At 70.3% G+C, this 26,130-nt stretch carries 27 protein-coding genes; 15 read left to right on the top strand and 12 right to left on the bottom strand.

Annotation, left to right across the window (positions count from 1 at the left end; translation table 11 throughout):
- The first annotated feature begins 48 nt into the window (after positions 1-48).
- Positions 49-657 carry a response regulator transcription factor gene (locus tag SROS_RS00445; protein ID WP_043654351.1) on the top strand — a complete coding sequence of 203 codons (609 nt, stop codon included), beginning with the start codon at positions 49-51 and terminating at the stop codon, positions 655-657.
- Positions 658-790: 133 nt separating this feature from the next.
- Here SROS_RS00445 and SROS_RS53660 read toward each other — a convergent pair whose 3' ends face one another.
- Entirely contained in the window at positions 791-2,971 is a 2,181-nt protein-coding gene (locus SROS_RS53660) for a sensor histidine kinase (protein WP_012886894.1), read from the bottom strand.
- A 193-nt stretch (positions 2,972-3,164) separates the two neighbouring features.
- Between SROS_RS53660 and SROS_RS45535 the strand changes: the two genes are divergently transcribed.
- The gene (locus SROS_RS45535) at positions 3,165-4,727 is read left to right on the top strand and encodes a serine/threonine-protein kinase (protein ID WP_012886895.1); all 1,563 of its coding nucleotides are present in this window, start codon (positions 3,165-3,167) and stop codon (positions 4,725-4,727) included.
- A 146-nt stretch (positions 4,728-4,873) separates the two neighbouring features.
- Here the strand turns inward: SROS_RS45535 and SROS_RS00460 are convergent, their stop codons facing one another.
- Positions 4,874-5,221: a VOC family protein gene (locus SROS_RS00460; protein WP_012886896.1), complete on the bottom strand. Its 348-nt coding sequence runs from the start codon at positions 5,219-5,221 to the stop codon at positions 4,874-4,876.
- Between SROS_RS00460 and SROS_RS00465 the strand changes: the two genes are divergently transcribed.
- The 7 genes from SROS_RS00465 (at position 5,220) to SROS_RS00495 (ending at position 10,093) form a co-directional block, all read left to right on the top strand.
- Positions 5,220-5,429 carry a hypothetical protein gene (locus SROS_RS00465; protein ID WP_148268902.1) on the top strand — a complete coding sequence of 70 codons (210 nt, stop codon included), beginning with the start codon at positions 5,220-5,222 and terminating at the stop codon, positions 5,427-5,429. The two genes, SROS_RS00460 and SROS_RS00465, sit on opposite strands and share 2 nt — an antisense overlap.
- Before the next feature lie 50 nt (positions 5,430-5,479).
- The gene (locus tag SROS_RS00470) at positions 5,480-6,016 is read left to right on the top strand and encodes a DUF6609 family protein (RefSeq protein ID WP_012886897.1); all 537 of its coding nucleotides are present in this window, start codon (positions 5,480-5,482) and stop codon (positions 6,014-6,016) included.
- A gap of 135 nt (positions 6,017-6,151) precedes the next feature.
- Positions 6,152-6,664: a SigE family RNA polymerase sigma factor gene (locus tag SROS_RS00475; RefSeq protein ID WP_012886898.1), complete on the top strand. Its 513-nt coding sequence runs from the start codon at positions 6,152-6,154 to the stop codon at positions 6,662-6,664.
- Positions 6,661-7,884 carry a hypothetical protein gene (locus tag SROS_RS50620; RefSeq protein ID WP_012886899.1) on the top strand — a complete coding sequence of 408 codons (1,224 nt, stop codon included), beginning with the start codon at positions 6,661-6,663 and terminating at the stop codon, positions 7,882-7,884. The genes SROS_RS00475 and SROS_RS50620 overlap by 4 nt, the downstream gene beginning before the upstream one ends.
- A 112-nt stretch (positions 7,885-7,996) precedes the next feature.
- Positions 7,997-8,608, top strand: coding sequence for a PadR family transcriptional regulator (locus SROS_RS00485; RefSeq protein WP_012886900.1), 612 nt, complete (start codon positions 7,997-7,999; stop codon positions 8,606-8,608).
- Positions 8,586-9,026: a hypothetical protein gene (locus tag SROS_RS51895; protein WP_012886901.1), complete on the top strand. Its 441-nt coding sequence runs from the start codon at positions 8,586-8,588 to the stop codon at positions 9,024-9,026. Before SROS_RS00485 ends, SROS_RS51895 begins: the two co-directional genes overlap by 23 nt.
- A 104-nt stretch (positions 9,027-9,130) precedes the next feature.
- A complete protein-coding gene (locus SROS_RS00495) occupies positions 9,131-10,093 on the top strand; it encodes a GNAT family N-acetyltransferase (RefSeq protein ID WP_043654363.1) in 963 nt (320 codons plus the stop codon).
- A 149-nt stretch (positions 10,094-10,242) separates the two neighbouring features.
- On the opposite strand, the gene SROS_RS00500 is transcribed toward SROS_RS00495, so the two are convergent.
- The gene (locus SROS_RS00500; RefSeq protein ID WP_012886903.1) at positions 10,243-11,661 is read right to left on the bottom strand and encodes a sensor histidine kinase; all 1,419 of its coding nucleotides are present in this window, start codon (positions 11,659-11,661) and stop codon (positions 10,243-10,245) included.
- A gap of 1 nt (position 11,662) precedes the next feature.
- Positions 11,663-12,331: a response regulator transcription factor gene (locus SROS_RS00505; protein WP_012886904.1), complete on the bottom strand. Its 669-nt coding sequence runs from the start codon at positions 12,329-12,331 to the stop codon at positions 11,663-11,665.
- Positions 12,332-12,455: 124 nt separating this feature from the next.
- On the opposite strand from SROS_RS00505, the gene SROS_RS00510 reads away from it, so the two are divergent.
- Entirely contained in the window at positions 12,456-13,124 is a 669-nt protein-coding gene (locus tag SROS_RS00510; protein WP_012886905.1) for a hypothetical protein, read from the top strand.
- A gap of 390 nt (positions 13,125-13,514) precedes the next feature.
- Here SROS_RS00510 and SROS_RS45540 read toward each other — a convergent pair whose 3' ends face one another.
- Positions 13,515-14,000 (bottom strand): hypothetical protein, encoded by a 486-nt coding sequence (locus SROS_RS45540; RefSeq protein WP_052316832.1) that lies wholly within the window; start codon positions 13,998-14,000, stop codon positions 13,515-13,517.
- A 286-nt stretch (positions 14,001-14,286) separates the two neighbouring features.
- Between SROS_RS45540 and SROS_RS00520 the strand changes: the two genes are divergently transcribed.
- Together SROS_RS00520 and SROS_RS00525 are read left to right on the top strand one after the other, a co-directional pair.
- Positions 14,287-14,823 (top strand): peptidylprolyl isomerase, encoded by a 537-nt coding sequence (locus SROS_RS00520; protein ID WP_012886907.1) that lies wholly within the window; start codon positions 14,287-14,289, stop codon positions 14,821-14,823.
- Between the two features lie 153 nt (positions 14,824-14,976).
- Positions 14,977-15,852 carry a rhomboid family intramembrane serine protease gene (locus SROS_RS00525; RefSeq protein WP_012886908.1) on the top strand — a complete coding sequence of 292 codons (876 nt, stop codon included), beginning with the start codon at positions 14,977-14,979 and terminating at the stop codon, positions 15,850-15,852.
- A 49-nt stretch (positions 15,853-15,901) separates the two neighbouring features.
- Here SROS_RS00525 and SROS_RS00530 read toward each other — a convergent pair whose 3' ends face one another.
- A complete protein-coding gene (locus SROS_RS00530) occupies positions 15,902-16,147 on the bottom strand; it encodes a cell division protein CrgA (protein WP_012886909.1) in 246 nt (81 codons plus the stop codon).
- Positions 16,148-16,356: 209 nt separating this feature from the next.
- Here SROS_RS00530 and SROS_RS00535 point away from each other — a divergent pair, with 209 nt between their 5' ends.
- The 3 genes from SROS_RS00535 to SROS_RS00540 are packed head-to-tail and all read left to right on the top strand — an operon-like array spanning position 16,357 to position 17,718.
- Positions 16,357-16,980: a class E sortase gene (locus tag SROS_RS00535; protein ID WP_043651032.1), complete on the top strand. Its 624-nt coding sequence runs from the start codon at positions 16,357-16,359 to the stop codon at positions 16,978-16,980.
- Between the two features lie 10 nt (positions 16,981-16,990).
- A complete protein-coding gene (locus tag SROS_RS50625; RefSeq protein ID WP_012886910.1) occupies positions 16,991-17,146 on the top strand; it encodes a hypothetical protein in 156 nt (51 codons plus the stop codon).
- Entirely contained in the window at positions 17,146-17,718 is a 573-nt protein-coding gene (locus SROS_RS00540; protein WP_012886911.1) for an anthranilate synthase component II, read from the top strand. The genes SROS_RS50625 and SROS_RS00540 overlap by 1 nt, the downstream gene beginning before the upstream one ends.
- A gap of 425 nt (positions 17,719-18,143) precedes the next feature.
- Here the strand turns inward: SROS_RS00540 and pknB are convergent, their stop codons facing one another.
- The 6 genes from pknB to SROS_RS00570 form a co-directional block, all read right to left on the bottom strand.
- The gene (gene pknB / locus SROS_RS00545; protein WP_012886912.1) at positions 18,144-20,000 is read right to left on the bottom strand and encodes a Stk1 family PASTA domain-containing Ser/Thr kinase; all 1,857 of its coding nucleotides are present in this window, start codon (positions 19,998-20,000) and stop codon (positions 18,144-18,146) included.
- 82 nt (positions 20,001-20,082) lie between these two features.
- Positions 20,083-21,492, bottom strand: coding sequence for a serine/threonine-protein kinase (locus SROS_RS00550; protein WP_012886913.1), 1,410 nt, complete (start codon positions 21,490-21,492; stop codon positions 20,083-20,085).
- Positions 21,489-22,946 (bottom strand): peptidoglycan D,D-transpeptidase FtsI family protein, encoded by a 1,458-nt coding sequence (locus tag SROS_RS00555; RefSeq protein ID WP_012886914.1) that lies wholly within the window; start codon positions 22,944-22,946, stop codon positions 21,489-21,491. The genes SROS_RS00550 and SROS_RS00555 overlap by 4 nt, the downstream gene beginning before the upstream one ends.
- Entirely contained in the window at positions 22,943-24,322 is a 1,380-nt protein-coding gene (locus tag SROS_RS00560) for an FtsW/RodA/SpoVE family cell cycle protein (protein WP_012886915.1), read from the bottom strand. The genes SROS_RS00555 and SROS_RS00560 overlap by 4 nt, the downstream gene beginning before the upstream one ends.
- Positions 24,323-24,326: 4 nt before the next feature.
- Positions 24,327-25,652 carry a PP2C family protein-serine/threonine phosphatase gene (locus tag SROS_RS00565; RefSeq protein WP_012886916.1) on the bottom strand — a complete coding sequence of 442 codons (1,326 nt, stop codon included), beginning with the start codon at positions 25,650-25,652 and terminating at the stop codon, positions 24,327-24,329.
- On the bottom strand, positions 25,649-26,116 hold the full coding sequence (locus SROS_RS00570; RefSeq protein WP_012886917.1) for an FHA domain-containing protein FhaB/FipA: 468 nt from the start codon (positions 26,114-26,116) through the stop codon (positions 25,649-25,651). Before SROS_RS00570 ends, SROS_RS00565 begins: the two co-directional genes overlap by 4 nt.
- Positions 26,117-26,130: the final 14 nt, after the last annotated feature.

The raw sequence follows: 26,130 nt of genomic DNA on the forward strand, positions 1-26,130 counted from the left end.
CAACCACGCATGACATCGTCATGGGTGCACCCTGATAGACATATGGGTGTGATTCGGATCTTGATCGCCGAGGACCAGCAGGTGGTGCGAGGCGCGCTGGTCGCTCTCCTGGAACTGGAGCCCGACCTCACGGTCGTCGCCGAGGTCGGCTCCGGTGACGACGTCGTGCCCGCCGCTCTCAAGCACGGCCCGGACGTCGCCGTGCTCGACATCGACATGCCCGGCGGCATCGACGGCCTCGACGCGGCCGCCGAGCTGCACCGGCAGGTCCCGGGGTGCCGCACGCTGGTGCTGACCGGACAGGGCAGACCCGGTCACCTGCGCCGCGCCCAGGGAGCGCACGTGACCGGTTTCCTGCTGAAGACCGCGCCGGTGGACGAGCTGATCACGGCGGTCCGCGCCGTCGCGGCGGGCAGGCGGGTGCTCGACCCCAACCTCGCCGTCACCGCCTGGGACCTGGGCGACAACCCGCTCACCCCGCGCGAGAGCGACGTGCTGCGGCTGACCGCGGAGGGGGCCGAGGCCACGGAGATCGCGGCCAGGCTCTTCCTGTCGGCCGGTACGGTGCGCAACCACCTCACCGCGATCGTGAGCAAGCTGAACGCGAGAAGCAGAACGGACGCGGTCCGCATCGCCGGCGACGCGGGCTGGATCTGACCGCCCGTCCGATCGCGTGTGACGCGGGCTGATCCGACAACTCGCGTGTGACGCGGGCCGGATCCGACGGTCCGCTCCGGGCCCGTCTTCCGGGGGGCGCGTCCGGGCCGGTGTCCCCGGAGCGGGGACACGGTCACTGGCGGATCATGACCCCGTCCCGCGTCTGGCCCGACACGAGACGGGCCGGATCCAGCACGACCCGCAGCCGGAACCAGCCGTCCTCCTCCGGGCCCGCGGTGAGCCGTCCTCCGACGATGGCCAGGCGCGTGGTGAGGTTGCCCAGTCCGGTTCCCGCCGGCGGCCGTACGGCGTCGCGGGAGAACCCGTCGTTGGCGATGGTGAGCTGGAGCAGTCCCCGGGCGTACTCGGTCTCGATCCGGCACCGCCGGGCGTCGCTGTGCCGCAGCACGTTGGTGACGGCCTCCCTGAGAACGGCGCTCAGCACCGTGTTGACCGCGGGATCGTTGAACATCGGCAGCGGGTCGTGGTCCAGGTCGACCCTGACCTCGATTCCGGCCGTGGTGAGCATCGCCCTGGCGGAGGCCGCCTCCTCCTCGAGGGACAGCTCCAGGTGATCTCCGGAGACGGCCCTCATATCGGCGCGCGCCCGCTCGGAGATCACGACGATGTCGCCGAGCTCCGCCCGCGCCCGCTCGGGATCCCGGTCGAGCAGCCGGCGGACCAGCTCGCTTTTCAGCAGGATGGCCGCGAGGTTGTGGCCGAGCAGATCGTGCAGGTCACGGGCGACCCGGAGCCGTTCCTGGGCTATCGCGGCGCGCGCCGGTTCCTCCCTGGTGGCCTGGAGCTCCTTGATCGACTGAGTGAGCCGGGCCAGGCCGGATACCACCAGCCCGGTCACGAGCACGCTGATCGTCAGATTGACGACCACGGACACACCCAGCGAGAGCAGCACGCCGGCACTCGCGACGCCCGCCATCGCGAGCACGACGAGCGGCCAGGACAGCGACGGGGGAAGGGCCAGCAGCAGGGAGCCCGCCAGGAAACCGGGGACGTTCAGCCATCCCCGCCCGTACCAGAGGATCGGCAGGAAGCTCAGGACCACCTGGACGGACAGGGAGAGCAGAGGCCGGTCCCGTGTGCCGCGGAGCTGCAGGACGCCCAGTACGGCCAGGCAGGCGACGGCTCCCGCCAGCGCCTGTACCGGGACGTAGAGCAGGATCTTGGCTGCGAACCCGGCGAGCACCACCAGCAGGAGCGTGACCGACAGGCTGTAGGCCGAGTCGGACAACGGCGCGGCCCGTTTCGGGCTCGCCGGGACGGCCGCCTCGACCACGGACCGGCCGCCGGGCTCGGAGCCGGCGGTGAAGTGGCCGCCCGCGTCCCGGAGCGGGCCGGCCAGGCCGTCGAGGCGGCCGGTGTCCAGGGCCGCGTCGCTGACGACGCGGAGCCGTACGAGACCGTTGTCCTCGACGGTCTCGACGACGCACCGTTTTGCCCGCCCTCGTTCGAGGATCTCGGTGACCGTCTCCCTGAGCACGGCCCCGAGCAGCGCGCCCGGCGGGCCGAGCGGCTCGGTATGGCCGGTCCGTCCCTCCGTCTCGATCCCGGCCGTCGACAGCAGCGCCCGCGCCCGAGCCACCTCGGGGGACAGCGACATGCTGCGGTAGTCGACCGCCGCGGCACGCGCGTCGGCGAGAGAGCGCCGGGCGACCTCCAGCACCTCGTCGATCACCTCGTCCGGCGGCTCGGCCGCGAGGCGGTTGATGGCGTCCAGCCCGACGCCGATCTTCTCGTTCAGCTCGGTGGCGACGCGCAGCCGCTCCTCGGCCACCGCGGCCAGGGCGAGCGCGAGCCTGGCGGCGGACAGCTCCTCGACCCGGTCGGCGAGCTGGGCGAGACCGTAGACCACCAGGCTGGTCAGGGCGGTGCCGATGGCGATGCTGACCGTCGCGGCCGGATCCGGCGACCGGGTCGCCTCGATGAGGACGGCGCTCCCCACGACGACCATCGCCACCGGCCAGGCCGAGCTCAGCAGCAGCGAACCCGCGAGGAGGCCGAGCATGCCCACCGACGTTCCCAGCGGGATCACCGCCAGGTAGGCAAGGGCCGCCTGGAGGCCGAGCAGGCGCACGCTCAGATGCCGCTTCAGGCCGGGATACACGTAGACGAGCTGGATCCCGAAGATCATGGCCGCGACCGCCGCCGCCGCGAGAAGCTGGAGCGCCCCGGACTGCCGGCTGTTGACCGCCAGGACGTACACGGCGGCGAACCCCGCGAGGACGGCCGTGACGGTCCCGCGTGCGACGCGCGGCGCCAGATCGGTTCCGGGCGGACGCGCCGAGTCTCCGAACAACGCACCTCCACAGCCACGGCTGGCATGATTGTCGCACTTACCGTGGGGCCTGTAGCGGGCGGCGCCGTCCACGCGTTCACGAACGCGCATTCGGGTCCGGGCCGCGGTGGCCTTGGCCGGCGGCGCGCCGCTGCGGGACAGCCTGAACGGAAAGGGCTTGGCAATTTATTAGGGCCAGTTACTATGGCCAGGCGTGAATGCGTATGGTTTACCGCCCGTACTCCCCCTTCACGATGGCGATCCCGTCGAATTATCTCAATATCGGGTCATCGGAAGGCTCGGTCAGGGCGGGATGGGGACGGTCTATCTGGGGATGGGCCCCTCGGGTCCGGTCGCGATCAAGATGATCAAGAGGCACCTCGCGACGGACGCCGAGTTCGCTGTACGCTTCCGCCGCGAGGTCGCCTCGGCCAGGCGCGTCCACCGCTTCTGCACGGCGCCGGTGCTCGACGCCCAGCTCGAGACGGAGCCGTTCTGGGTCGTCACCGAATACGTGCCGGGACCCGACCTCGCCCGGGTGCTGCGCGAGCAGGGCCCGCTCACCGGGTCGAATGTGGAGGCGCTGGCCGTCGGCGTGGCCACCGCGCTGATCGCCATTCACGGGGCCGGCATCGTGCACCGCGACTTGAAACCGGCCAACGTGCTGCTGTCGCCGTTCGGCCCCCGGGTGATCGACTTCGGTATCGCCAGGGCCTTCGACACGAGCGGCGGCAGGCCGACGACAGGAATGCTGCTCGGCACGCCCGAATACATGGCGCCCGAGCTGGTCAGCGGGGGCGCCGTGGGTCCCGCCTCGGATGTTTTCGCCTGGGGCTGCGTGGTGTTCGCAGCCGCGTCGGGCCGCTCGCCCTTCGCGTCGAAGACCGTGGCCGAAGCGCTGTTCAGGGTGGTCAACGACAGGCCCGCGCTCGACCCGGTGGACCCCGCGCTGCGTGAGACGGTGGCGGCGGCGCTGGAGAAGGACCCGGCCGACCGGCCCACCGCCCAGGAACTCCTCACGCGGCTGACCGGCAACCACGAGGCCGACGCGAAAGCGGTGTCGGGCGCGATCAAGCTCGATCTGACCGACCTGGTGAGAACGGCGGAGCCGGCGCGGCCACGGCCCGTACGGCGGTTCCTGCCCGGCGCGGCCGCGGTCGCCGCCGCTCTGGCCGTCGCCGGGGCGGCCGCGCTCTACGGAATCTCCGAAACACCGCCCGCCCCGGAGCGGATTCTGTATTCCGACGCGTTCGACAATAAAGAATCCGGCTGGATCGACAATTACACCGGGGCGGGCAGATTCCTCGTCGGCGTCGACTCCGACGAGGTCCGCTGGGCTTCGGCTCCGCTACGGACCGACCTGGACCTGCTTCTGGTCGAGAGCACTTTCTCCCTGTCCGGCGACGCGGACGCGCGCGGCGGGATCTTCTGTGATTTCTCCCCCGAGGACGGCAGCCGGTACGGCCTCATGGTCACGCGGAACGGCCACGCCCGGATCACGGAGTTCGCCATCTCCTCGTCCACGTCCCTGACGGCGGACACGCCGATCCCCGGCTTCGACGCCGGGAACGTGAGATTCCAGGCGGAGTGCGCGAGGGAGGACAGGCAGATCAGGCTGGCCATCTGGGTCGGCGGACGCAAGATCGTGGACGCCGTGGACGGCCACGCGCCCGACGCGACGGCCAGGCCCGAGGTCGGCCTCATGGCCGGACGAGGCCCGGCGGGCGTGAACCGGACCGAGGCGTCCTTCGAGGACTTCACGGTCGGTTCGCTCTGAGCCCCCGCCGGCGGCCCGACCGCACCGGCACGCGCTCCGGAGGGGCGAGGGTCATCCGCGAGGCGCCAGATCTCCCCTGGGGGCCCTGCGCCACCTCGCCCCCGGAGTGCCCGGCCGTACGGGCGCGGGTCTGACAGGACACCGGATCACCGGTGGCCCACGACGTTGACCACCCGGCCGTTGGGGTCGATGACGAAGAAGCGGCGCACCCCCCAGGCCTCGTCCTGCAGGGGGTGCACGATCTCCGCGCCCCCGGCGGTCACGGCCGCGTACACCGCGTCCACGTCGTCCACCTCGATGCTCAGGTCAGGCTGGACGGCCGCGGTGGAGTCCGCGCCCATGAGGGTGAGCTGTGCCGTGGGGTTGGACGGCGACGCCAGGGTCATGACCCAGCCCTGGTTCATGACCTCCACGAGGCCCAGCAGGCCGTAGAACTCCCGGCTCCCCTCCAGGTCCTCTGAACGGATGTCGGGCACCACGCGGCGGATGCTCATGGACGGTTCCTTCCGCTCGGAGGGCCGCCTCCACGCCGCGGCGGCCCGGCACGGCCACAGTCTGCCCGACGGCACCGACACTGCCGCCTGCCACCGGTCCGAGCGGATCGAAGGGTCCGAAGGGGATGAAGGGTTCGAAGGGATGAAGGTCGCGATCGGCGCAGTCCGGCTCGCACTTCAGACGAAAGCGCGATATATCTCGACTTGAGACTTTAAGTCATATCTCGTCTGAGCTAACGTGTTGACCGAAAGGGCGCCATGACCCCCCTGCTCGCGCTGGACTCCGTCCTGCCCCATCCCTATCCGCTGATCCGCGGTGGCGGCCTCTTCCTCATCTTCGTCGGCCTCGGTTTCCTGCTCGGCTGGATCTTCCCCAGCCGGTGGATACCGTTCGGCATCGGCGGGTTCATCGCCGGATTCACCGCGAGCGGCCTCAGTGCGCTGTTGAAGCCGTCCCTGGGCGCGCCCTCCCTGGTGCAGATCGCCGCCCTGGTCGTCTCGTTCGTCGTCGAGGCCGGTCTCCTCTACTACGTGATCACCACGTTCAAGGACCGGGACGACCGGACCATGATCTTGAGCATCCTCTTCGTGGTCGGCCTGCACTTCATCATCATGGGAATGGCGCACGGGCCGCTGATCGCGATTCTCGGCGTGGTGACGTCGCTGAACGCCTGGATCGGGTTGAAGGTGGCGCCGAAGCTGCCGCTCCGGCTGGTCGGCGGCTTCGACGCGCTTCTGAAGATCGGGATCGGCTCCTGGATGCTGTTCCTCTACCCCGCGCTCACCTACACGTGATCCGGCGGGAACGAGGGCGCGACCGTGGGAGAGGACCGGCCGCGCCGGCGTCCCGGCTGATTCCGTACGGCTCGCGGAGCATAGTGGCGTCCCCTCCGGTGCGTCTGTAGGGCGTAACCACACAGGGAGGTGATCGTGGACGCCGCAGAGGAGCGACGGTTCCGCGAATTCGTCTCGGCGCGATCCCCCGCGCTGATGCGCCTGGCCTACCTGCTGACCGGTGGCGACCAGCACGCGGCGGAGGACCTGCTGCAGACGGCGCTGGCCAGGACGGTCGCCAGGTGGCGGAGCGTGGAGGCGCCCGAGGCATACGTCCGGCAGGCGATGTACCGCCAGCAGGTCTCCTGGTGGCGCCGACGCCGGGAGACCGTCGTCGCGGAGCCGCCCGGCCGGGCCCTGGCCGACGGCACGCACGGAACCGATCTGCGGATCGACATGCGCCGCGCGCTGGCCAGGCTGACGGCCAGGCAGCGGGCCGTGCTGGTCCTGCGGTACTACGAGGATCTGCCGGAGGCCGAGGTGGCCGGCATCCTCGGCTGCTCGGTGGGCACGGTCCGCAGCACCGCCCACCGTTCCCTGGCCAGGCTGCGCGAACTCGCGCCCGAGTTGCGGGAGCCGTACACGATCTTCGGGGAGGCGTCGGCATGACCATCGACGAGCTCGTCAGGCGGACCCTGCGTGACTGGTCCGACGAGGCGCGGGTCCCCTCCGACCTGGCGTCGAGGGTTCTCCGGAGGCGGCGGCGTGCCAGGGTCAGGGCGTTCGCGGTGGTCGCGGGGGCGACCGCGGCCGTCGTGGCCGGTGCGCTCACGGTCCCGGCCCTGGTCCAGGGGGAGCAGGTGGATGACAGCCGGCCCGCCGTCGTCGTCATGACCGATCCGAGCCCGTCCACGGAGACGGTGGGAGACCCGGACTCCGTACGGCCCACGACCTTGGTGGCCGCGGGTGACACGGCGATCTACGCCTATTTCACGATGAGTCAGGTGAAGGAGTCCGGCGGGCGGAGAGTGCTGAAGCGGACCTGGCGCCTCTACGACAAGGACAAGAAGGTCTACGAGCAGACGCCGTGGGCGTGGCTCGACGTCGCGGGGGGTGGGGAGTCCATCGCGGTGCTCGAGCGGGTCGCGGCCCGCAGGGTCGGGGTGACCGGCAGCCGGGGGGGTGCGGTGCGGTGGATCGAACTGGAGCGCCTGGCGGGCGCGGTGCGGTGGTCCCCTGACGGCAGGAGGCTGCTGGTCACCAACTATGACGGCGACCCTGACGAGGCTCAGGCTCCCGCGAGCGGCGGCCGGCGCGCGACGTCCCCGTCCCGGACCGGCTACACCGTCATCGATCTGGAGAGCGGCCGGGCCGGTTTCCACCCGGTGGGTCAGCCGGATCGTGACCTCATGACACTCGGCCGGCTGGACTTCTCCTGGAGCGCGGACGGCACGCTCGTCTGGGAGCCGGGCGTCGACCCGTCGGCCACCAAGAAGTTCTACGACCTGGAGGGCAACCCGCGTCCGGCGCCGCCGGAGGTGGCCCGGACCTACCAGGAAGCCGGGATGTCGCCTGGCGGCCGGTGGGTCGCGACCGGCACTTCGGACACGATCGCGACCATGGCGGTGAAGAACGTGAGCACAGGCCAGGTGAAGCCGCTCAGGCCGGTCGGCGGGTACCGGATCGAGAGGCTGGCCGCGTGGGCCGACGAGGGCCACTTGTTCGCCTGGGCGTGCGAGCTCAAGGGGATCCAAAGCTGTTCCATCAGCGATTTCCGCACCCGGCTGATCCTGGTCGACGTGGACGGCGGGAAGACCGTGCCGCTCAGCGCTTATCGCTCCAGCACCAACGATCCCGGAACCTGGACGCCGGTCTTCTCCCGCCGCTGAGCCCGCCCCACGCGAGCCGTACGAGATTTTCAATCTTGTACGGCTCGCATCATATCGTTATAGTGCAGAATGCAATATAGAAATCTGCACTCAAGAATGCGAGGGAGCGTCGATGGCGAAGGGTCCCGATCTGGTCGGGCTCACGGTGCTCGCGCTGCTCTCGGTCAAGCCGAGCCACCCCTACGAGATGCACCGGTTCGTTCTCGACACGCACAAGGACTACGTGACCGGGCTGCCCCGCAGCCTCTACCACGCGGTCGACCGCCTGGCCCGGGACGAGCTGATCGTGCCTGTGGAGACGAGCCGGGAGGGGCGCCGTCCCGAGCGCACGGTCTACGAGCTCAGCGACGAGGGCCGGGCCGAGCTGGCGACCAGGCTTCGGCGGCTGCTGAGCGAGCCGGGGCCGGACACGCGGGGCTTCCTCGCCGCGATCTCGCTGGTCGGCTGCCTGCCGGTGCCCGAGGCCGAGCGGGCGCTGCTGACCCGCGCGGCCGCGCTGGAGAGCGCGGTCTTCGCCTGCGACGCGCACATGAGAGGCCTGGAGGAGAGCGGGCTGCCCCGCATGCTCGTGCTCGAACTGGAGTGCGAGCGTGCGCTCCGGAGCGCCGAGCTCACCTGGGTGAGGAGCGTCCTGGACCGGCTCGGATCCGGGGAGCTCGCCTGGACCGACCAGCTCAGAGCGGACCTGTCAGGAGGGCCGGATGGGAAAGACGCTGATGTATGAGGCCGCCGGTGTGATCGCGGCCCCGGTCGAGCGGGTGGAGCGGCTGGTGCTCACGATCCGTCCCGGTCCGGTCGGGAAGGACAACGCCTGGCTGCTCTCCCCGACGGGCGGCACGGTCGAGGGCGGTCCCGGGCGGTTCACCCTGCGGGCGGCGGGTCATGTGATGACCGTCGAGGTGACCGGCCGGACCTTCGCCGCCCAGGGCGGCTGGTGGTATCGCGGGGAGTACGCCGTCGAGCCGCATCCCGAGGGCGCGCTCCTCACCCATCGCGTCTTCAACGTCGCGAGCCGGGGTCGCTGGGCCGTCCCGGCGGCCAACCGGTTCTTCGTCGGCTTCGGCGCGAAGACGCGCGACGGCTTCGCCGAGGGACTCCAGCGGATCGGCCGGGAGCTGGGCTGCCCGGTGCGTCTGCTCTGATCCCGTCCCGGGCCGCCCGGTGCTCTCCACGGCGCTCCGCGGCGGCGCTCCGTGCGGAGAAAAACACTCGCTGTCCGGTCACACGTGTTCGTATGCTCCAGGTCATGACGTTCGACTGGACCCCGCTGACCAAGAACGACACGGGCAAGTGGGCGGAGCTGCTCGCCGAGGTCGAGAGGGCCGACCGGGTCGGGGAGAACTACGGGGCCGACGACCTCGCGGACGATCTGGACAACCCCCTGCTCGACCTGGCCGAGGGCACCCTGGCCGCGTGGGACGGGGACAGGATGGTGGCCTTCGGCGTCACCGCCTGCCGCCCGGCCGCCGACCCGGTCCACCAGATGACCCTGTGGGGCGCGGTCCATCCGGACCACCGCCGTCGCGGCCTCGGCGGGCATCTGCTCGACTGGGCGGTCCGCAACACACCGGTGCTGCACGGGCGCCGCTTCCCCGGACGGCCCCTCGAACTCCACGTCCACGCGTTCGACAGCAACGAGGGCGCGGCGGCGCTGGTCGCCGGGGCGGGGATGACTCCGGTCCGGTGGTTCTACGGCATGACCCGCGACCTGGGCACCGAACCGCCCGCGATCGGCCTGCCGGACGGGTTGACGGTCGTCGCCTACGGCGAGGACCTCACCGAGGCCGCCCGGGAGGTGCGCAACGCGTCCTTCACCGACCACTGGGGCAGCGTCCCCCACACCCCGGAGAGCTGGAAGAACGCCATCGTCGGCGTGCAGGCCTTCCGGCCCGAGGGGTCCTTCCTCGTCCAGGACGGGTCGGGCGGGAACGTGGCGGTGCTGCTCACCCATTACTTCGAGGCCGACACCGAGGCCACCGGGGTCCGGGAGGCGTGGATCCAGATCATCGGCACCCTGCGCGAATGGCGGGGGAAGGGGGTGGCGAGCGCGCTGCTCGCCCACGCCCTCGCCGAGTTCCGCGCCCAGGGCTACCAGAAGGCCGGGCTGGGGGTGGACGCCGACAACCCGACCGGTGCGCTGGGGGTCTACACCCGCGCCGGATTCGAGGTCGAGCACCGCACGACCACCTACGCCCTCCCGCTCGGCTGAGACGGACGCTCCCCCGGAGCCCCTCGTCCCCCGGTGCGGGACTCCCCCGCGGATCACCTGCGGCTGCGGAACACCTCCGGCCGCGGATCATCGGCCTCCGCGGACCATCGGCCTCCGCGGATCACCTCCGTCCGCGGAACACCCGCGGTTCACGGCGCGGGAAGACGGGTCCGCAGCCGCGCTCCCGGACCTCCCCCGACGACACTCAGGCCGCCGCCGTGCCGTACCGCGATGTCCCGGGCGATGGCGAGGCCGAGCCCCGACCCGCCCGCGTCCCGGCCCCGGGCCTCGTCCAGCCGGGTGAACCGGTCGAAGACCGCCTCACGGTGCTCGGCCGGGATCCCCGGCCCGTCGTCGCGCACGTCGAGTACGGCCCCGCCCCCGTCCCGGGCCAGGCGGACGGTGACCGTCGAGTCCGCGTGCCGTACGGCGTTGTCCACCAGGTTGGCGACCAGGCGGCGCAGCTCCTCGGCCGATCCGCGGACCACCACGTCGGCGGCCACCTCCAGCTCCACGCGGATCTCCGGCCTGGGCCGGGCCCGGGTCGCCTCCTCGGCGGCGACCTGTCCGAGGTCCACCTCCCCGTGACAGGCGGGCTCACCGGCGTCCAGGCGGGCCAGCAGCAGCAGGTCGGAGGTGAGCGCCTGGATCCGCTCCACGTCCGTCAGCGCCTCGGCCGCCAGCGGTCCGGGCGGGGCGAGCTCCAGGCGGGTCCTCAGGATGGCCAGCGGGCTGCGCAGCTCGTGGGCGGCGTCGGCGACGAAGCGCTTGTGCCGGTCGACGGCGAGTTCCAGGCGGTCGAGCGTGCGGTTCATCGTCTCGGCGAGGCGGGCGATCTCGTCGCGGGACCGCGGCACCGGGACCCGGCGGTGCAGATCACTGGCGGTGATGTCGGCCATCTCGGTGCGGATGGCCGAGACCGGTGCGAGCGCGCGGCCGACCGCCAGCCAGGTCAGGGCCGCGACCAGCAGGAGCAGCCCGGGGATGCCGGGGATCAGCAGCCCCTGCAGGGTCTGCAGGGCGGCGCCGGCGGGTTCCAGGGAGGCCCTGGCCTGGACGAGCACCACGCCGTCGACGGTGGACACGGGCATCGTGGCCACCGTGAACGAGGCGGCGGGCGCCCACCGCTCGGCGCGTACGGCGGCCGGTCCAGTGCTGTCCGGCCTGGCGGCGTCCGATCGGGCTGTCTCTCCTCGGGTGGCGGTCGACCGGGTGGTGTCCGATCGGATCGCTCCCGTTCCGGGGGTGTCCTGTCCGGAGGTGATCGGCAGGGCGGGCTGGGCGGGCTGGGCCAAGACCGTTCGCCACTCCGCCTCGGAGAGCTCGGCCTTCTCGATGACCTGGACGTCGGGGTCCAGCGGCTCGGCGACCCTGCCGGCGATGAGCCCGGGGCTGGCGGTGATCATGCCGGCGGTGCCGTAGGCGCGCCGGGTCGCCTCGGCGGAGGCGCTGTCCACGAGGCTGCCCTTGAGCACGCCGACGAGCACCACCGCCGCGACGCCCAGCGCGACCGCGACGATGGCGGTGGCGGCGAGGGTCGCCCGGACCCTGACCGATAGATGGGACATCTCAGGACTCCAGCCGGTATCCCGCACCGCGCACGGTCACCAGGGACGACCGGCCGAACGGAGAGTCGATCTTCCGGCGGAGCGCGCTGATGTAGACCTCGACGATGTTCGGGTCGCCGTCATAGGAGAAGTCCCACGCCTGGGCGAGCAGCTCGCTCTTGGAGACCACCTCGCCCGGCCTGCGCGCCAGGCCGTGCAGGACCGCGAACTCCTTCGGGGTGAGGGCGATCTCCACCTCGCCCCGGCGGCAGCGGAGCCCGGCTGGGTCGACGGTCAGGTCGCCCACCGTGATGGAGACCGGCCTGGCCCGGCCGCCCCGGCGGATCAGCGCGCGCAGCCGGGCCAGCAGCACCACGTAGGAGAACGGCTTGGAGAGGAAGTCGTCGGCGCCGGTGTCCAGGGCCTCGGCCTCGTCGTGCACCCCGTCCTTGGCGGTGAGCATCAGTATCGGCGTCCAGTTCTCCGCGTCGCGGAGCCTGGCGCAGACGGTGTAGCCGTTCATCCGGGGCAGCATGACGTCGAGCACGATCACGTCGTAGACGTTCTCGCTCGCCATCCACAGGCCGTCGCGCCCGTCGTGGGCGACGTCCACGGCGAACCCCTCGCCGGCCAGCCCGCCCTTCAGCAGATCGGCCAGGCGCTTCTCGTCCTCAACCAGCAGCACGCGCATGCCGCCCAGCGTGCCGCAAACCACCTAAAGCCAACCTGAAGACGGCTTCGGCGATGTTCAGGCTGGGTTCAGGGAGTGCGCGGGACGGTGTGAGCGTCAGATCCGACCGATCGAGGAGAACAGAATGCGCATCCGTTTTCTCGCCGCAGCCGTGGTCACCGCAGGTGCCCTGATGGCCACCCTGACCGGTGCCGCCAACGCCTCCGACGACCCCGCCCCCGCCACGCCGGAGGCGGCCTTCACCATCGTGTGCGAGGCCGGCGACGATCAGGGCGCCGTCGCGGTGCGCAAGCTCACCGACGCCGAACTGAAGGACCTTCAGGCCAAGGCCGGGCACTGGCGGAAGGCCATCGGGCACGGCCCGGTGAAGGTCACCGGGGGCACCGGGCACCTCGCCTCGGTGAAGGTCACCGAGGCCACCGGGCCCGGCCCGGTGAAGGTCACCGAGACCACCGAGGCCCCCGATCGGGTGCCGTCCACCACCGAGGCCCCCGATCGGGTGCCGTCCACCACCGAGGCCCCCGATTGGGTGCCGGCCACGCCCGCCGTCCCGGCCACCCCGCTCGACCCGTCGAAGCAGGCCGAGGCCGAGGTCGCCAGGGCCACCACGGTCACGGTCTCCCCGCTGGAGGAGGGCGAGACCCGCCTCGACGTGATCTCCGACGACGTCCGGCAGAGCGGGAGGGCCGCGGCGGCCAAGGACGTGCCGGGAGCGCCGCTCTCCGAGGGCGTGGTCGTCGCCTGCGCGCAGAAGGCGGAGAGGGCGCAGGAGCCCGCCAAGGCCGGCGAGTAGCCCCTGGTGCGGGCCGTACCGGACGGGGACCGGTCCGGCCCGCACGGGCTCGGGCACGCGGCCCCGGTCCGTGAGTTCACGCCGCAGCGGCACTCACGGGCCGGGACCGCGCGGATCCGTGAAGCCCTGTGGGCTCGGGTCGCGTGAACCCCGTGATCCGAGCCGCATGCCGTGCCTGCGGTCCGGTCCCAGGCCATATCCGGTGCCCGCCATCAGGCGCGCCGGGAGGACCGGACCGCAGCGCACGCCGAAGGAGCTCCCACCCGGCGAGAAAGAGGCCGCCGAGGAATACCTTCCGGCCGGCGTTTGGCGAGAGAGCCGATACATGGAAGTACGGCCCGCACCATCCGGGGGCGGGCCGTACTCCGATGAAACTTGTACCGCTATAGATCAGGACATTCTCTTGGAGGCCTGATCCGCTTGGGCGTCGGCCTTGTGCGCGGCATCCTCGGCGGTGGACTCGGTCTTCGATCTGACGCCGTGCACCATCTCGGATGCCTTGTCCGTCGCGGAATGCGCCTTCTCTCCCACCCAGCGGGACGCGTCGGCCGTGCTCTCCTTCATCGCCTCGGTCCACTGGTCGGCGCTCTTGCGGTACATCGCGAAGCCGATGGCTCCGACCGCGAGACCGGTGAACAGCAGGACCATCGGCCACTTGCGGGACTTGGCCGCCGGCGCCGGATCGATCCTGGTCGCCGCCTGCGACAGCATCGCGCTGATCTTCGGCGCGAGCTGCTCCTCGAAAGAGTGAGCGGCGGCGTCCAGCTTCGGTGCCGCCCACCCCCTGGCCACGTAGACCTTGTCGTTGGCCGTCCCACGGGCGTGGGTGGCGGCGTCGCGGGCGTGAGCGGCCGCGTCCCGGGCGTGAGTGGCCATCGGGCCTACCCGATCCGCGGCGCGCGCGACCTGAGCCTTCACCTGGTTCAGGCGCGTTTCCGGTATCACTATCTCGATGTGACGCTTTCCAAATTGTGCAAGAGGCACGTTATCCTCCCCAGGTCGTCGGGGCCCCGTTGCCACCCCTGCCCGCTCGAAGGCGGCTCAATCATGACCAGTCGTGGGAGGATGCTAGATGGACCGGCTACGGCCGCAACCATCAAAACACCACAAGAGCATCATGTTGCACAGGCTTTAGCCAAGACCAGAAGGGGGCAATCCGATCGTGGCTGAGAAGTTGATCGCGAACCTGAAGACCAATCGTGGCACCGTGAAGATCCAGCTCTTCCCGGACCACGCGCCCAAGACCGTGCGCAACTTCGTCGAGCTGGCCGAAGGCACCCGCGAGTGGGTGAACCCGACGACCGGCGCGAAGACCACCGACAAGCTCTACGACGGAACGGTCTTCCACCGGGTCATCGAGGGCTTCATGCTCCAGGGTGGCGACCCGCTCGGACAGGGCACCGGCGGTCCGGGCTACAAGTTCGACGACGAGATCCACCCGGACCTCTACTTCAACCGTCCCTACCTGCTCGCCATGGCCAACGCCGGCATCCAGTTCGGCAAGGGCACCAACGGCTCGCAGTTCTTCATCACTGTGGTGCCCACGCCGCACCTGAACGGCAAGCACTCCATCTTCGGCGAGGTCATCGAGGGCCAGGACGTCGTCGACGCCATCGCCAAGACCGACACCGACGCCCGTGACCGGCCCAAGGAGCCGGTCGTGCTGGAGTCGGTCACCATCGACCGCGTGCAGGGCTGACCGCTCTCGAAACCGATCGCGTGCAGGGCTGAGCGCTCTCGAAACGGCGGCCTCCGCACGGAGGCCGCCGTTTCAGGTGTCCAGGTGCTCGGGATCATGCATAGGCTGGCAGTCTGTGGATAACAGCACGGTCGAAGGGGCCAGCGACACGCCATGACCACTCAGCCACCCAGCGAGCCTGAAACCACCGCCGTTCCCACGTGTTACCGGCACCCGGGCCGTGAGACCTACGTGCGCTGCCAGCGTTGCGAGCGCCCCATCTGCCCCGACTGCATGCGCGACGCCTCCGTCGGCTTCCAGTGCCCCGAGTGCGTGGCCCAGGGAAACAAGACGGTACGGCAGGCGCAGTCGACCTTCGGCGGCCGGGCCGTCACCGTGCCCCGGGTCACCTGGGCGCTGCTGATCGTCAACATCCTGGCCTACGCCGCGGAGAGCCTGAGCCCCAGCGTGGTGAGCGCCTTCCAGATGAGCTCTGGACACGTCGCCTTCCGTGGCGAGTGGTGGCGTCTGATCACCGGGGCCTTCCTGCACATGCCGCTGAGCGCGGGCGGCTTCGCGCTCACCCACATCCTGTTCAACATGTGGGCGCTCTACGCCATCGGCCCCGAGCTGGAACGACGCCTCGGCTCGCTGCGCTTCCTGGTGCTCTACCTGCTCTCCGCGCTCGGCGGATCCGTCGCCATCTACCTGTTCGGCATCGCCGCGGTAGGCGCCTCGGGCGCGATCTACGGCATGTTCGGCGCGCTGTTCGTGGTCTCCAAGAAGCTCGGCTACGACGCCCGCGGCGTGCTCTGGCTGATCGGCATCAACGTGGTGCTCACCTTCACGGTCCCCAGCATCAGCTGGCAGGGACACCTCGGCGGCCTGATCACCGGCGCGATCGTCGGCGGGATCCTCGCCTACGCCCCGCCGAAGAGCCGTAACGCGGTCCAGTGGGGAGGCTGCGTGGCGGTGCTCGTGGTGCTCGTCGCGCTGGTCGCGCTGCTGCCGCCGTACGCCTTCCAGCTCCAGTACGGCATCATCAGCTGATCCACACCCTGATGCTTCCCCAGGGTGTGGATAAAATCTGTGGAAAAAACTAACGCCAGCGGGTGGACAACACCACACCGAAGATGATGAAAACGAACCCGATCAGCAGGTTCCAGTTCGCCAGGTCACCGATGAAGGGTGCGGTGGGCGCCACGTAGTAGATGGCGATCCACAGGATGCCGATGATCCAGGATGCCACCATGACCGGCGCCAGCCAGCGCGGGCTCATCTTGACCTGCTGGGTCGTCTGCGGCGGCGTGTAGACCGCCTTCTTGCGAGTCTTGGGCTTGGGCACTGGGGTCTCTCCTGCGTCGACCCTGCGCGATCCGGACCGTGCGCAGGTTATGTCAGCTAGCGTAATCGCTGGTGGGCGAAGACCCGAGTAAGAATAGTCTCCACACACGGGACATGGCGATCCCAGAAGCGATCATCGCAGCGCAAACCTTGAATCAACCGCGTGATCCGCGCCAGGCCGGGATGATCCGCCGTCATTAGCCTGAGCCCATGAGAGCCGCGCTGAGAGCCTTCGGGGAGCTGAGCATCACCGCCGGGGTGATCATTCTGCTCTTCTGCGCATACCTCCTCTGGGGGACCGGTGCCTACACCGACCGGCAGCAGACCACGCTGCGCGAGCAGCTCCTCAAGGAGTTCGCCGCCAAGGAGCCCGCGAAGCTCACACGTATCCGGCTGGGCGGGGCGATGGCGCTGCTGAGGATCCCCCGGTTCGGGCGCGACTACCGGTACGCCGTGGTGGAGGGCGTCGGTTCGGAGGAGCTGCGGATGGGGCCCGGCCACTATCCGGGCTCAGCCATGCCCGGAAAAGTAGGAAATTTCGTTCTTTCGGGTCACCGGACCACCTACGCCGCGCCCTTCAGCAGGCTCGACGAGCTCCGCCGGGGCGACGACATCGTGGTCGACGCCCGCGAGGCCCGCTACACCTACCGGGTCACCGGCAAGCGCGTCGTCGAGCCCACCGAGGTCGGAGTGATCGCCCCGGTCCCCGGCAAGCCCGGCAGCAAGCCCACCGATGCCCTCATCACCCTGTCGACCTGCCATCCGGAGTACTCCGCCGCCCAGCGGCTCATCGTCTTCGGAGAGCTGGACAGGAGTGAGGACCGTCGCAGATGAGGAGAGTCCCGTGTACGGCTGGATCTGGCGGCTGCTCCCCGGCGGCCTCGCGACCAAGGTGTTCATCGCGGTGGTGCTGGCAGGGCTGGCGGCGGCCGTACTCTGGTACGTCGTGTTCCCTTGGCTCGAACCCCGCGTCCCCCTCGACCACACCACGGTGGGCTGATGACCCGCATTCTCGTCGTGGACAACCACGACAGCTTCGTCCACACGATCGTCCAGTATCTCCGCGAGCTCGGCGCCACCTGCGACGTGCGCCCACGTGACCACGTCGTGGCCGAGGACGCCGCCGGCTTCGACGGGGTCCTGGTCAGCCCGGGTCCCGGCGCCCCGGAGGACGCCGGGGTGAGCGTCCCGCTCGTCGGTTACTGCGAGGCCCGCGGCCTTCCGCTGCTCGGCGTCTGCCTCGGCCACCAGGCCATCGCGATCGCCCACGGCGCCACCGTGGCACGGGCTCCGGAGCTGATGCACGGCCGTACCAGCGCGATCACGCACGACGGCCGCGGCGTCTTCGCCGGGCTGCCGTCCCCGGTGACCATGACGCGCTACCACTCGCTGGCGGTCGTGCCGGAGACGGTCCCGGAGATCCTCGAAGTCAGCGCGACCACCGGCGACGGCCTGGTCATGGGCCTGCGCCACCGCACCGCCCCCATCGAGGGAGTGCAGTTCCACCCCGAATCGGTGATCTCCGAACACGGCCACCGGCTGCTCGGAAATTGGCTCGCGGGAATCGTGTAACACCGGAACCCTCTTGAACGACTAACCAGTGAGCCCTTCCGCCATCGCCCCCGAGTGGCGGAAGGGCTCTTATCCGTTCTCGGGCGGATCGGCTACCGGGCCCGCCGGCTTTCAGCGCCCTGAGAGCCCCCCCCAGAGCCCTGAGAGCGCCGGATCCCGGATAGCCCCGAGAGCCCCGAGAGCCCCGGAGAACCTCGGACCCCGGAGAGCCCTGAGAGCCCCGGAGAACCTCGGATCCCGGAGAGCCCTGAGAGCCCTGGAGAACCTCGGATCCCGGAGAGCCCTCGAACCTGCCTCCGGCGAGCACTCGAAAAGGCCCGGAGCCCTCAGAAGCCCCTGCGCCCTCGAAGACCCCTGGAGAGAAGACCTCCGGAGACAGGACGACCCCCGCCGGTCGGCGGGGGTCGTCCTCTCAGAGCCGGGGATCAGCCGCCCAGGTCGTCGCTGGGTGCCTCGTTGAAGATCGGGTCCTCGGTCTCCGTCGGATCGGGCTCCGGTTCCTCGGTGATCGGCGGTTCCTGGGTCGGGTCCGTCGTCGGCGGCTCAGTCGGCTGCGGCGCCTGCCCGCTGGAGACGACCAGCGTGATCGTGGTGCCCTGCTGGAGCTTGGCGCCGGCCTCAGGGGCCTGGCTGAGCACGGTGCCCTCCGGCAGGTCGCTCTCCTGCTCGACGACCTTGTACTTGAAGCCCGCCTCCTTGAGCATCCTCTTGGCGTCGCCCACCGTGAGGTTGACCACGCCCGGGACCTCCACGGCCTCCTTGGGGACGTAGATCTGGACGGTGCTGCCCTTCGGGGCCTTCTTGCCCGCCGGGGGGTTGGTCTCCAGCACCTTGTCCTGCGGGCCGCTGGAGGCCTTGGTCCGCACGCTCGGCACGAAGCCCGCCTCCTCAAGGGCGGCCTTGGCCTCGTCGGTGGTCATGTTGACCACGTTGGGCACCTCGGCCTTCTCCACACCCTTGGAGATCGTGAGCGTGACCTCGGCGCCCTTGTCGACCGCGGTGCCGGCCGCCGGGCTGGTCTCGATGACCGTGCCCTTCTCCGACTCCTCGTCGAACTTCTCGACCGTTTTGACGGTCAGGCCGAGATCCGTCAGCGCCTTGGTCGCCGCAGCCTCGGTCCGTGAGGTCAGCGCCGGAACCTTGATCTTGTTCGCCGCGCTGGAGTCGCCCGGCGAGCTCAGGAACATGTATCCCACGCCGATGAAGGCACCGATGACCAGCAGCGGGACCAGGATCCACGCGGCGGTCTTGACCGCGGTGTTGCCGCTGCTCTGCTGCCGGCGACGGCCCCGCTCGCCACGCCCGCCCTCCTCCGTGCCGTACTCGTACGCCGGGACGGAGGTGGTGCGCTGGGTGGCCGGCCCGCCGGGACCGGGGGTCTGCATGGTCCGGGTGGCCGAGCCGTAGTTGTTGGCCAGCGCCATCGTCTGGGCGTCCATCGGGATGCCGGACATCGCCCGCTGGATGTCGGCCCGCATCTCCCCGGCGCTCTGGTAGCGGTGCGCGGGGTCCTTGGCCATCGCCTTGAGCACGATGGCGTCGGCCCACTTGGGGATCTCCGGGTCGATCTGCGACGGCGGGATCGGGTCCTCGCGCACGTGCTGGTAGGCGATCGCGACGGGGGAGTCGCCGGTGAACGGCGGCTGCCCGGTCAGCAGCTCGTACAGCACGCAGCCGGTGGAGTAGATGTCGCTGCGGGCGTCCACCCGCTCGCCCCTGGCCTGCTCCGGCGACAGATACTGCGCGGTGCCGATGACCTGGGCGGTCTGCGTCATGGTCGCGGCCGAGTCGGCCATCGCGCGGGCGATGCCGAAGTCCATGACCTTCACGTCACCGTTGTTGGTGATCATGATGTTCGCCGGTTTGATGTCCCGGTGGACGATGCCGCCGCGGTGGCTGTAGTCCAGCGCCCGCAGGATCCCGTCGACCAGCTCGGCCGCCCGCTCGGGCAGCAGCCGCCGGTCGGCCCGGAGCAGGTCGCGCAGCGTGCGGCCGTCGACGTACTCCATCACGATGTACGGCACCGGCGCGCTGCCCGCCACGTCCTCGCCGGTGTCGTAGACCGCGACGATGGACGGGTGGTTCAGCGACGCGGCGGACTGCGCCTCACGACGGAAACGGGCCTGGAAGATGTGGTCTCTCGCCAGGTCCGCGCGGAGGGTCTTGATGGCGACGATCCGATCCAGCCGGATGTCTCGGGCGCGATATACCTCGGCCATGCCGCCACGCCCGACGACGCCGTCAAGCTCGTAGCGATCGCCGAGGCGTCGGGGCTGAGTCATTTCCTGCACTGTCCCTTACCGTTCATCTTGGGTGCCGGTGAGCTCTTGAGCCACCGGTGTCCATCATCGACCCGTTGCCGCATCACGTCTCCCCGTTCGGAGGCTCTGTGTCGCCGGGGCCGGGAGTGGTGCTCGGTGTGAGGCTCGGTGTCGCCGTCGGGGTGGTGGGCGTCGGGGTCGAAGTAGTCGGGCTGGGGCTGGGCGATGGCGACGTGGTCGGCCGGGGGCTGGGTTTGACCGATGTGCTTACCGTAGCCGACGGCGTGGGGGAAGGGCGGAGCGGCTTCGTCGGCGAGACAGGCGGTCTGGTCGTCACCGGCTTGGTTCTGCTCGGCCGGACCGTGGGGGTCTTGGTGACCGGGCTCAGCGGCACGACCGGCTCCTCCGACTTGCTCTCGCCGTTCCGCTCCGTCAGGTCGTGGACCACCAGCGTGCCCAGTCCGACGGCCGCGGCGCACCCCGCGGCGACCGCGACGATCACCGTCTTCCGGCCCAGGCCGCGGCGCCTCGGGGCGATCCGCGCCGTCCGCACCGGAGCGGGACCGGAGCCCGTGGCCGGGCCGGAACCCGGGCCCGGAGCCGACGCCAGGGCGGGGGCGACCTCCCGCGGCCATTCGCCCGCGGGCTCCACCCGCCACCCCGCCGGGTCGGTGAGCATGGCCAGGTCGGCGGCGCCCGCGGTGGCGAGCGACTCGCGCAGCGCGTACGCCCGGCCGGCCAGCTCCCCGGCTCCGGCGGGCCGCCGCTCGGGGTCCTTCGACAGGCAGGCCATGACCAGCTCGCGCACCGCCGCGGGCACGCTCCCGGGCAGCGGCGGCGGCGTCTCGCCGAGATGCATGAGCGCGATCGCCACCTGCGTCTCGGCGACGAACGGCGGGCGCCCCGCCAGGCACTCGTAGGCGACCACGCCCAGGGAGTAGACGTCGGTGGCGAAGGTCAGCGGGTCTCCCGAGGCCTGCTCGGGGCTGACGTACTGCGCGGTGCCGAGCACGGTGCCCGTCTGGGTCATCGACGAGGCCTCCAGTGCCCTGGCGATGCCGAAGTCTGTGATCTTGATCACGCCGGCCCCGGTGACCAGGAGATTGCCCGGCTTGATGTCCCGGTGGATGATCCCGGCGCCGTGCGCCGCCCGCAGGGCCTTGGCGGTCTGGTAAACCACGTCGAGGGTGATCTCGACGCTCAGAGCGCCGTCTCGCGCCAGGATGCCGGCCAGGGACTCGCCGGGGACGAGCTCCATCACCAGGTAGGCGACGCCGTCGGCCTCGCCGTAGTCGAAGACCTGGGCGATGCCGGGGTCGGCCAGCTTCGCCGCGATCCGCGCCTCCCTGCGGAACCGCTCGCGGAAGGCCGGATCGGCCGCCACGTGCCGGCGCAGCAGCTTCACCGCCACCTCGCGGCCGAGCAGCTCGTCCTTGGCCCGCCAGACCTCGCCCATGCCGCCCGTCGCGATCCGCCCCAGCGGACGGTATCGGCCCCCGAGCAACGCGGTCATCTACCCAGCACCGCTTCCATCACGCTCTTGGCGATGGGAGCGGCGGTGTGTCCTCCGGAGGCATCGTCCCCGGCGCTGCCGGACTCGACCATGAGCGCGAGGGCGACCTTGGGGTCCTCGGCGGGGGCGAAGGAGATGAACCACGCGTGCGGGTCCCGGCCCTCGGCGGTCTCGGCGGTGCCGGTCTTGCCGGCGACGGTCACCCCGGGAATCTTCGCGGCGCCGGCGGTGCCGTTGTTGACGACGTTGACCATCATCTCCTGGAGCTTGCGCGCGGTGTCCTCGCTGATCGCGGTGGTGAACTCCTCGGGGTCGGCGCCCTCGATCTCGCCGCCCTCCGCGTCCGCGATCTTGTTCACCAGGTACGGCTTCATGACCACGCCGTTGTTGGCGATGCCCGCGGCGATCATGGCCATCTGCAGCGGGGTCATCTGGTTGCTGCGCTGGCCGATCGAGGCCTGGGCGAGCGCGGCCTTGTCCTCCTCGGGACCGAAGTCGCTGGCCGCGACCGGCATCGGGATGGTCAGCGCGTCACCGCCGATGCCGAACTTGCGGGCCTGGTCGTTGACGGCGTCGTAGCCCAGGTCGATCGCGATCTTGCCGAACGGCGTGTTGCACGAGCGCTCCAGCGCGAACGACAGCGTCACGCGTCCGGAGCCGCACGCCGCGCCGCCGTAGTTGGGCAGGTCGGCGGTGGTGTTGGGCAGGTCGAGCCGCTGCGGGGCGTCCACCTGGCTCTGCGGCCCGAGGGTGTCGTCGCTCTCCAGGTAGGCCGCCATGGTGACCACCTTGAAGGTCGAGCCCGGCGGGTAGGTGCGCTCGATCGCCCGGTTCAGCAGCGGCTGGTCCTTGTCGTCCGCCAGCTTGTTGTAGGCCTTGTTGACCTCGGCCTTGTTCGCCCTGGACAGCGGGTTGGGGTCGTAGCTGGGGATCGAGACCATGGCGAGGATCGCTCCGGTCTTCGGCTCGATCGCGACCAGCGCGCCCTTCTTGCCGCTGGCGCCGAGCGCCTTGTAGGCCGCCTCCTGCGCCTTGGGGTTGATCGTCAGGTCGACGTTGGCGCCCTTGGTCTTCTTGGCGGTGAACAGGTCGATGCTGCGCCGGATCAGCAGGTCGGCGCTGGTGCCGTTGAGCAGGCTGTTCTTGGCCAGCTCCATGTCGCGCTCGCTCTCCGGGGCGAAGAACCCGGTGATGGGCGCGTAGACCTTGCCCTCGGGATAGCGCCGCTCGAAGCGGAAGGTGTTGCTGCCGGTGTCGACGGACTCGGCGAGCACCTTGTCGCCCGCGGTGATCCGGCCCCGCTCGACCTCGTAGCGGTCGTAGAAGTTGCGGACGTTGCGCGAGTCCGCGCGCAGGTCGTCCGCCCGTACGCCCTGCAGGTAGTTCACGTTGAGCATGAGCAGGCCGAACATGAGCAGACAGGCCAGGGCGACGCGCTTGAGAGTACTGTTCATCGCTGGAACACCTGCGTCATTCCTTCGTCCTGGATGGCCTGGGGCGGCGGCTTCCTCGCCGCATCCGACATGCGTACCAACAAGGCGATAAGGATCCAGTTAGCCAGCAGTGCCGAGCCGCCCTGTGACATGAACGGGGTGACCAGGCCGGTCAGCGGGATCAGGTTGGTGACGCCGCCGACGATGATGAAGACCTGCCAGGCCAGGATGAACGACAGACCGCCGGCCAGCAGCTTGGAGAACGGGTCGCGGGCCGCGATGGAGGTGCGCAGGCCGCGCTGCACCAGCAGCGCGTAGACCATCAGCAGGGCCATCAGCCCGGTCAGGCCCAGCTCCTCGCCGGTGGCGGGGAAGATGAAGTCGGAGATGGCCAGCGGGATCTTGTCGGGATGGCCCTGGCCGAGCCCGGTGCCGAGGATCCCGCCGGCGGCCATGGCGAACAGGCCCTGCATGAGCTGCTCGCTGCCGCCGACCTTCTGGAAGAGCTCCGGGTCCTCCGGGTTGAGGTAGACCTCGAAGCGGGCGTGCACGTGGTCGAAGACCATCCCGGCGAGGATCGCGCCGCCGACGAAGAGCAGGATGCCGATCAGGACCCAGGAGGTGCGCTGGGTGGCGATGTAGAGCATCGCGATGAACGTGCCGAAGATCAGCAGAGAGGAGCCGAGGTCCTTCTGCAGGATCAGCACGCCCAGGCTGAAGCCCCAGACGATGAGGATCGGGCCGAGGTCGCGGGCGCGGGGCAGGTCGATGAAGAGCAGCCGCCGGCCGGCCAGTGCCAGCACGTCGCGCTTGGCGACCAGGTAGCCGGCGAAGAAGACGATCAGGGCGAGCTTGGCGAACTCGGCGGGCTGGAGCTGGCCCACCCCGGGGATCTCGATCCAGATCCGGGCGCCGTTGATGTTCTTGCCGATGAACGGCAGCAGCGGCGAGATCAGCAGGAGGAGTCCGACGGCTCCGGCGGTGTAGGTGAGCCGCTGCAGCGCGCGGTGGTCGCGCAGCACGATCAGCGTCACGCTGAACAGGACGACCCCGACGGCCGTCCACAGCAGCTGGGTGTTGGCCGAGGCGCCGAACGCCTTGGACTGTTCGAGGCGGTAGATCATCACCAGGCCGAGGCCGTTGACCAGCGTCACCAGGGGCAGGATCAGCGGGTCGGCCCAGGGGGCGAACCTGGCGAGCACGAGGTAGGCGGCCAGCATGAACCCGCCCAGGCTGAGGCCGTAGGTGAGCATGCCCGAGGGGATCTGCTTGTCGATCGCCAGCCCCACGTTGGCGTACGCGAACATCACGATCACGACCGCGAAGGCGAGCATCGCCAACTGGGCCAGCCGCCGTTTGGCGGGCAGGGGGACGGGCTCGACGCTTGGGGTGCTCATGTGTCTACTGCGACCTTGTGGGTTCCGGGGATGCGGTGCCGCTCGGCTGGGAGGTCTGCTTGCCCTTCCCGTCAGGCTTGGACTCGGGCTTCGCCGTCGGTTTCGTCGCGGGCTTCGCCGCGGACGTCTTGAGCTCCTCGATCTTCTTCAGGCCCTCGTCGACGCTGGCGACGGGGATGCCGTCGCGGACCTGGCCCTGCTGGAACGCGCCAAGGGCCGTGACCGACTCGGTGGTGCTCCGGGCGACGTCGAAGAGCTCGATGGGGCCGAGGTTGGTCTTCACGCCCTGGAAAACCACGATCTCATCCCCTTTCACCCCTACGAAGTACTGGTCGTCGAGCCACTGGCTCCCGAAGTACCACCCTAGGCCGCCGCCGACCAGGACGACGCCTCCCACCGAGGCCATGAGCGGCCACAGTCGACGGCGCCTGGCCGGCCGCCCCGTGGCCCTGGCGACCGGCTCCTCGAGATCGTCGTCCGTGATGACGGGCTGGGGCATGGTGATCCCCGCGGCGTGGCCCGCCGGGGTGTCCGGGAGCTGGGTCCGCGGCCGGGTGGACCCGGCGGCGCCCACCACGGCGGCCTCGACGGGGAGGGCGAGACCCTCGTCCACCTCCAGGACGTCGGCGAGCACGCAGGTGATGTTGTCGGGGCCGCCGCCGCGGTTGGCCAGGTCGATGAGCGTGCGGACCACCGTCTCGGGGTCCTCGATCGTGGAGAGCGTGTGGTGCATCGTCTCCGCGCTCACCACGCCGGACAGCCCGTCGGAGCAGAGCAGGTAGCGGTCGCCGACCTGGGCCTCGCGCAGCGACAGGTCGGGGTCGACCTCGCCGCTGCCGTCGAGGGCGCGCAGCAGGATCGACCGCTGCGGGTGGGTGGCGGCCTCCTCCAGGGTGATCCGGCCGTCGTCCACCAGGGACTGCACCAGGGTGTGGTCGTGCGTGATCTGGTAGAGCTCCCCGGCGCGCAGCAGATAGGCGCGGGAGTCGCCGACGTGGACCAGCGCGACCCTCGTGCCCGACCACAGCATGGCGGTCAGGGTGGTGCCCATGCCCTTGAGGCTCGGGTCCCGTCCCACCATCTCGTGGAGCCTGCGGTTGGCGTCTCTGACCGCCGCCTCGACGGCGCTGAGCAGGTCACCCCCCTGCGGGTCCTCGTCGAGGGAGGACATCGCGGCGATGGCGACCGAGCTGGCCACCTCACCGTGTGCGTGGCCGCCCATACCGTCGGCGACGGCGAGCAGACGACCGCTGGCGTACGCCGAGTCCTCGTTACCTTCGCGGAGGAGGCCGACGTCAGAGCGGGCGGCGTAACGGAGTGCGATGGTCATTTGCGCAATTCGATGACGGTCTTGCCGATGCGGATCGGAACACCGAGCGGCACCGGGGTCGGACGGGTGACTTTGGAGCGGTCGAGGTATGTGCCGTTGGTCGAACCGAGATCTTCCACGATCCACTGACCGTCCTGGGGGAAGAGCCGGGCATGCCGACTGGAAGCGTAGTCGTCGCTGACTACCAGAGTGGCGTCGTTCGCCCGGCCGATGGTGATTGGCGTCTCCGAGAGGGTAATGGTGGTGCCTTGCAGGGGACCACCGATGACGACCATCTGCCGCGGCTCCCCCTTCTTGGGTTTGGCCGCGGGCTTGACCGGCTTGGGAGCCTTGCGCGCGGGGGCGGCGGTGGTCGTGCGTGATCCGAACAAGTCCGTCCGGATCACGCCGACCGCGGCAATCACGAAGAACCACAGCAACGCGAGGAACGCGAGCCGGATCAGCAGCAGCGTGAGCTCGGACATGGACCGTTTGTTTA

Origin of the sequence: Streptosporangium roseum DSM 43021, from assembly GCF_000024865.1 — a bacterium.
In the GTDB taxonomy this organism is placed as follows: Bacteria; Actinomycetota; Actinomycetes; order Streptosporangiales; family Streptosporangiaceae; genus Streptosporangium; species Streptosporangium roseum.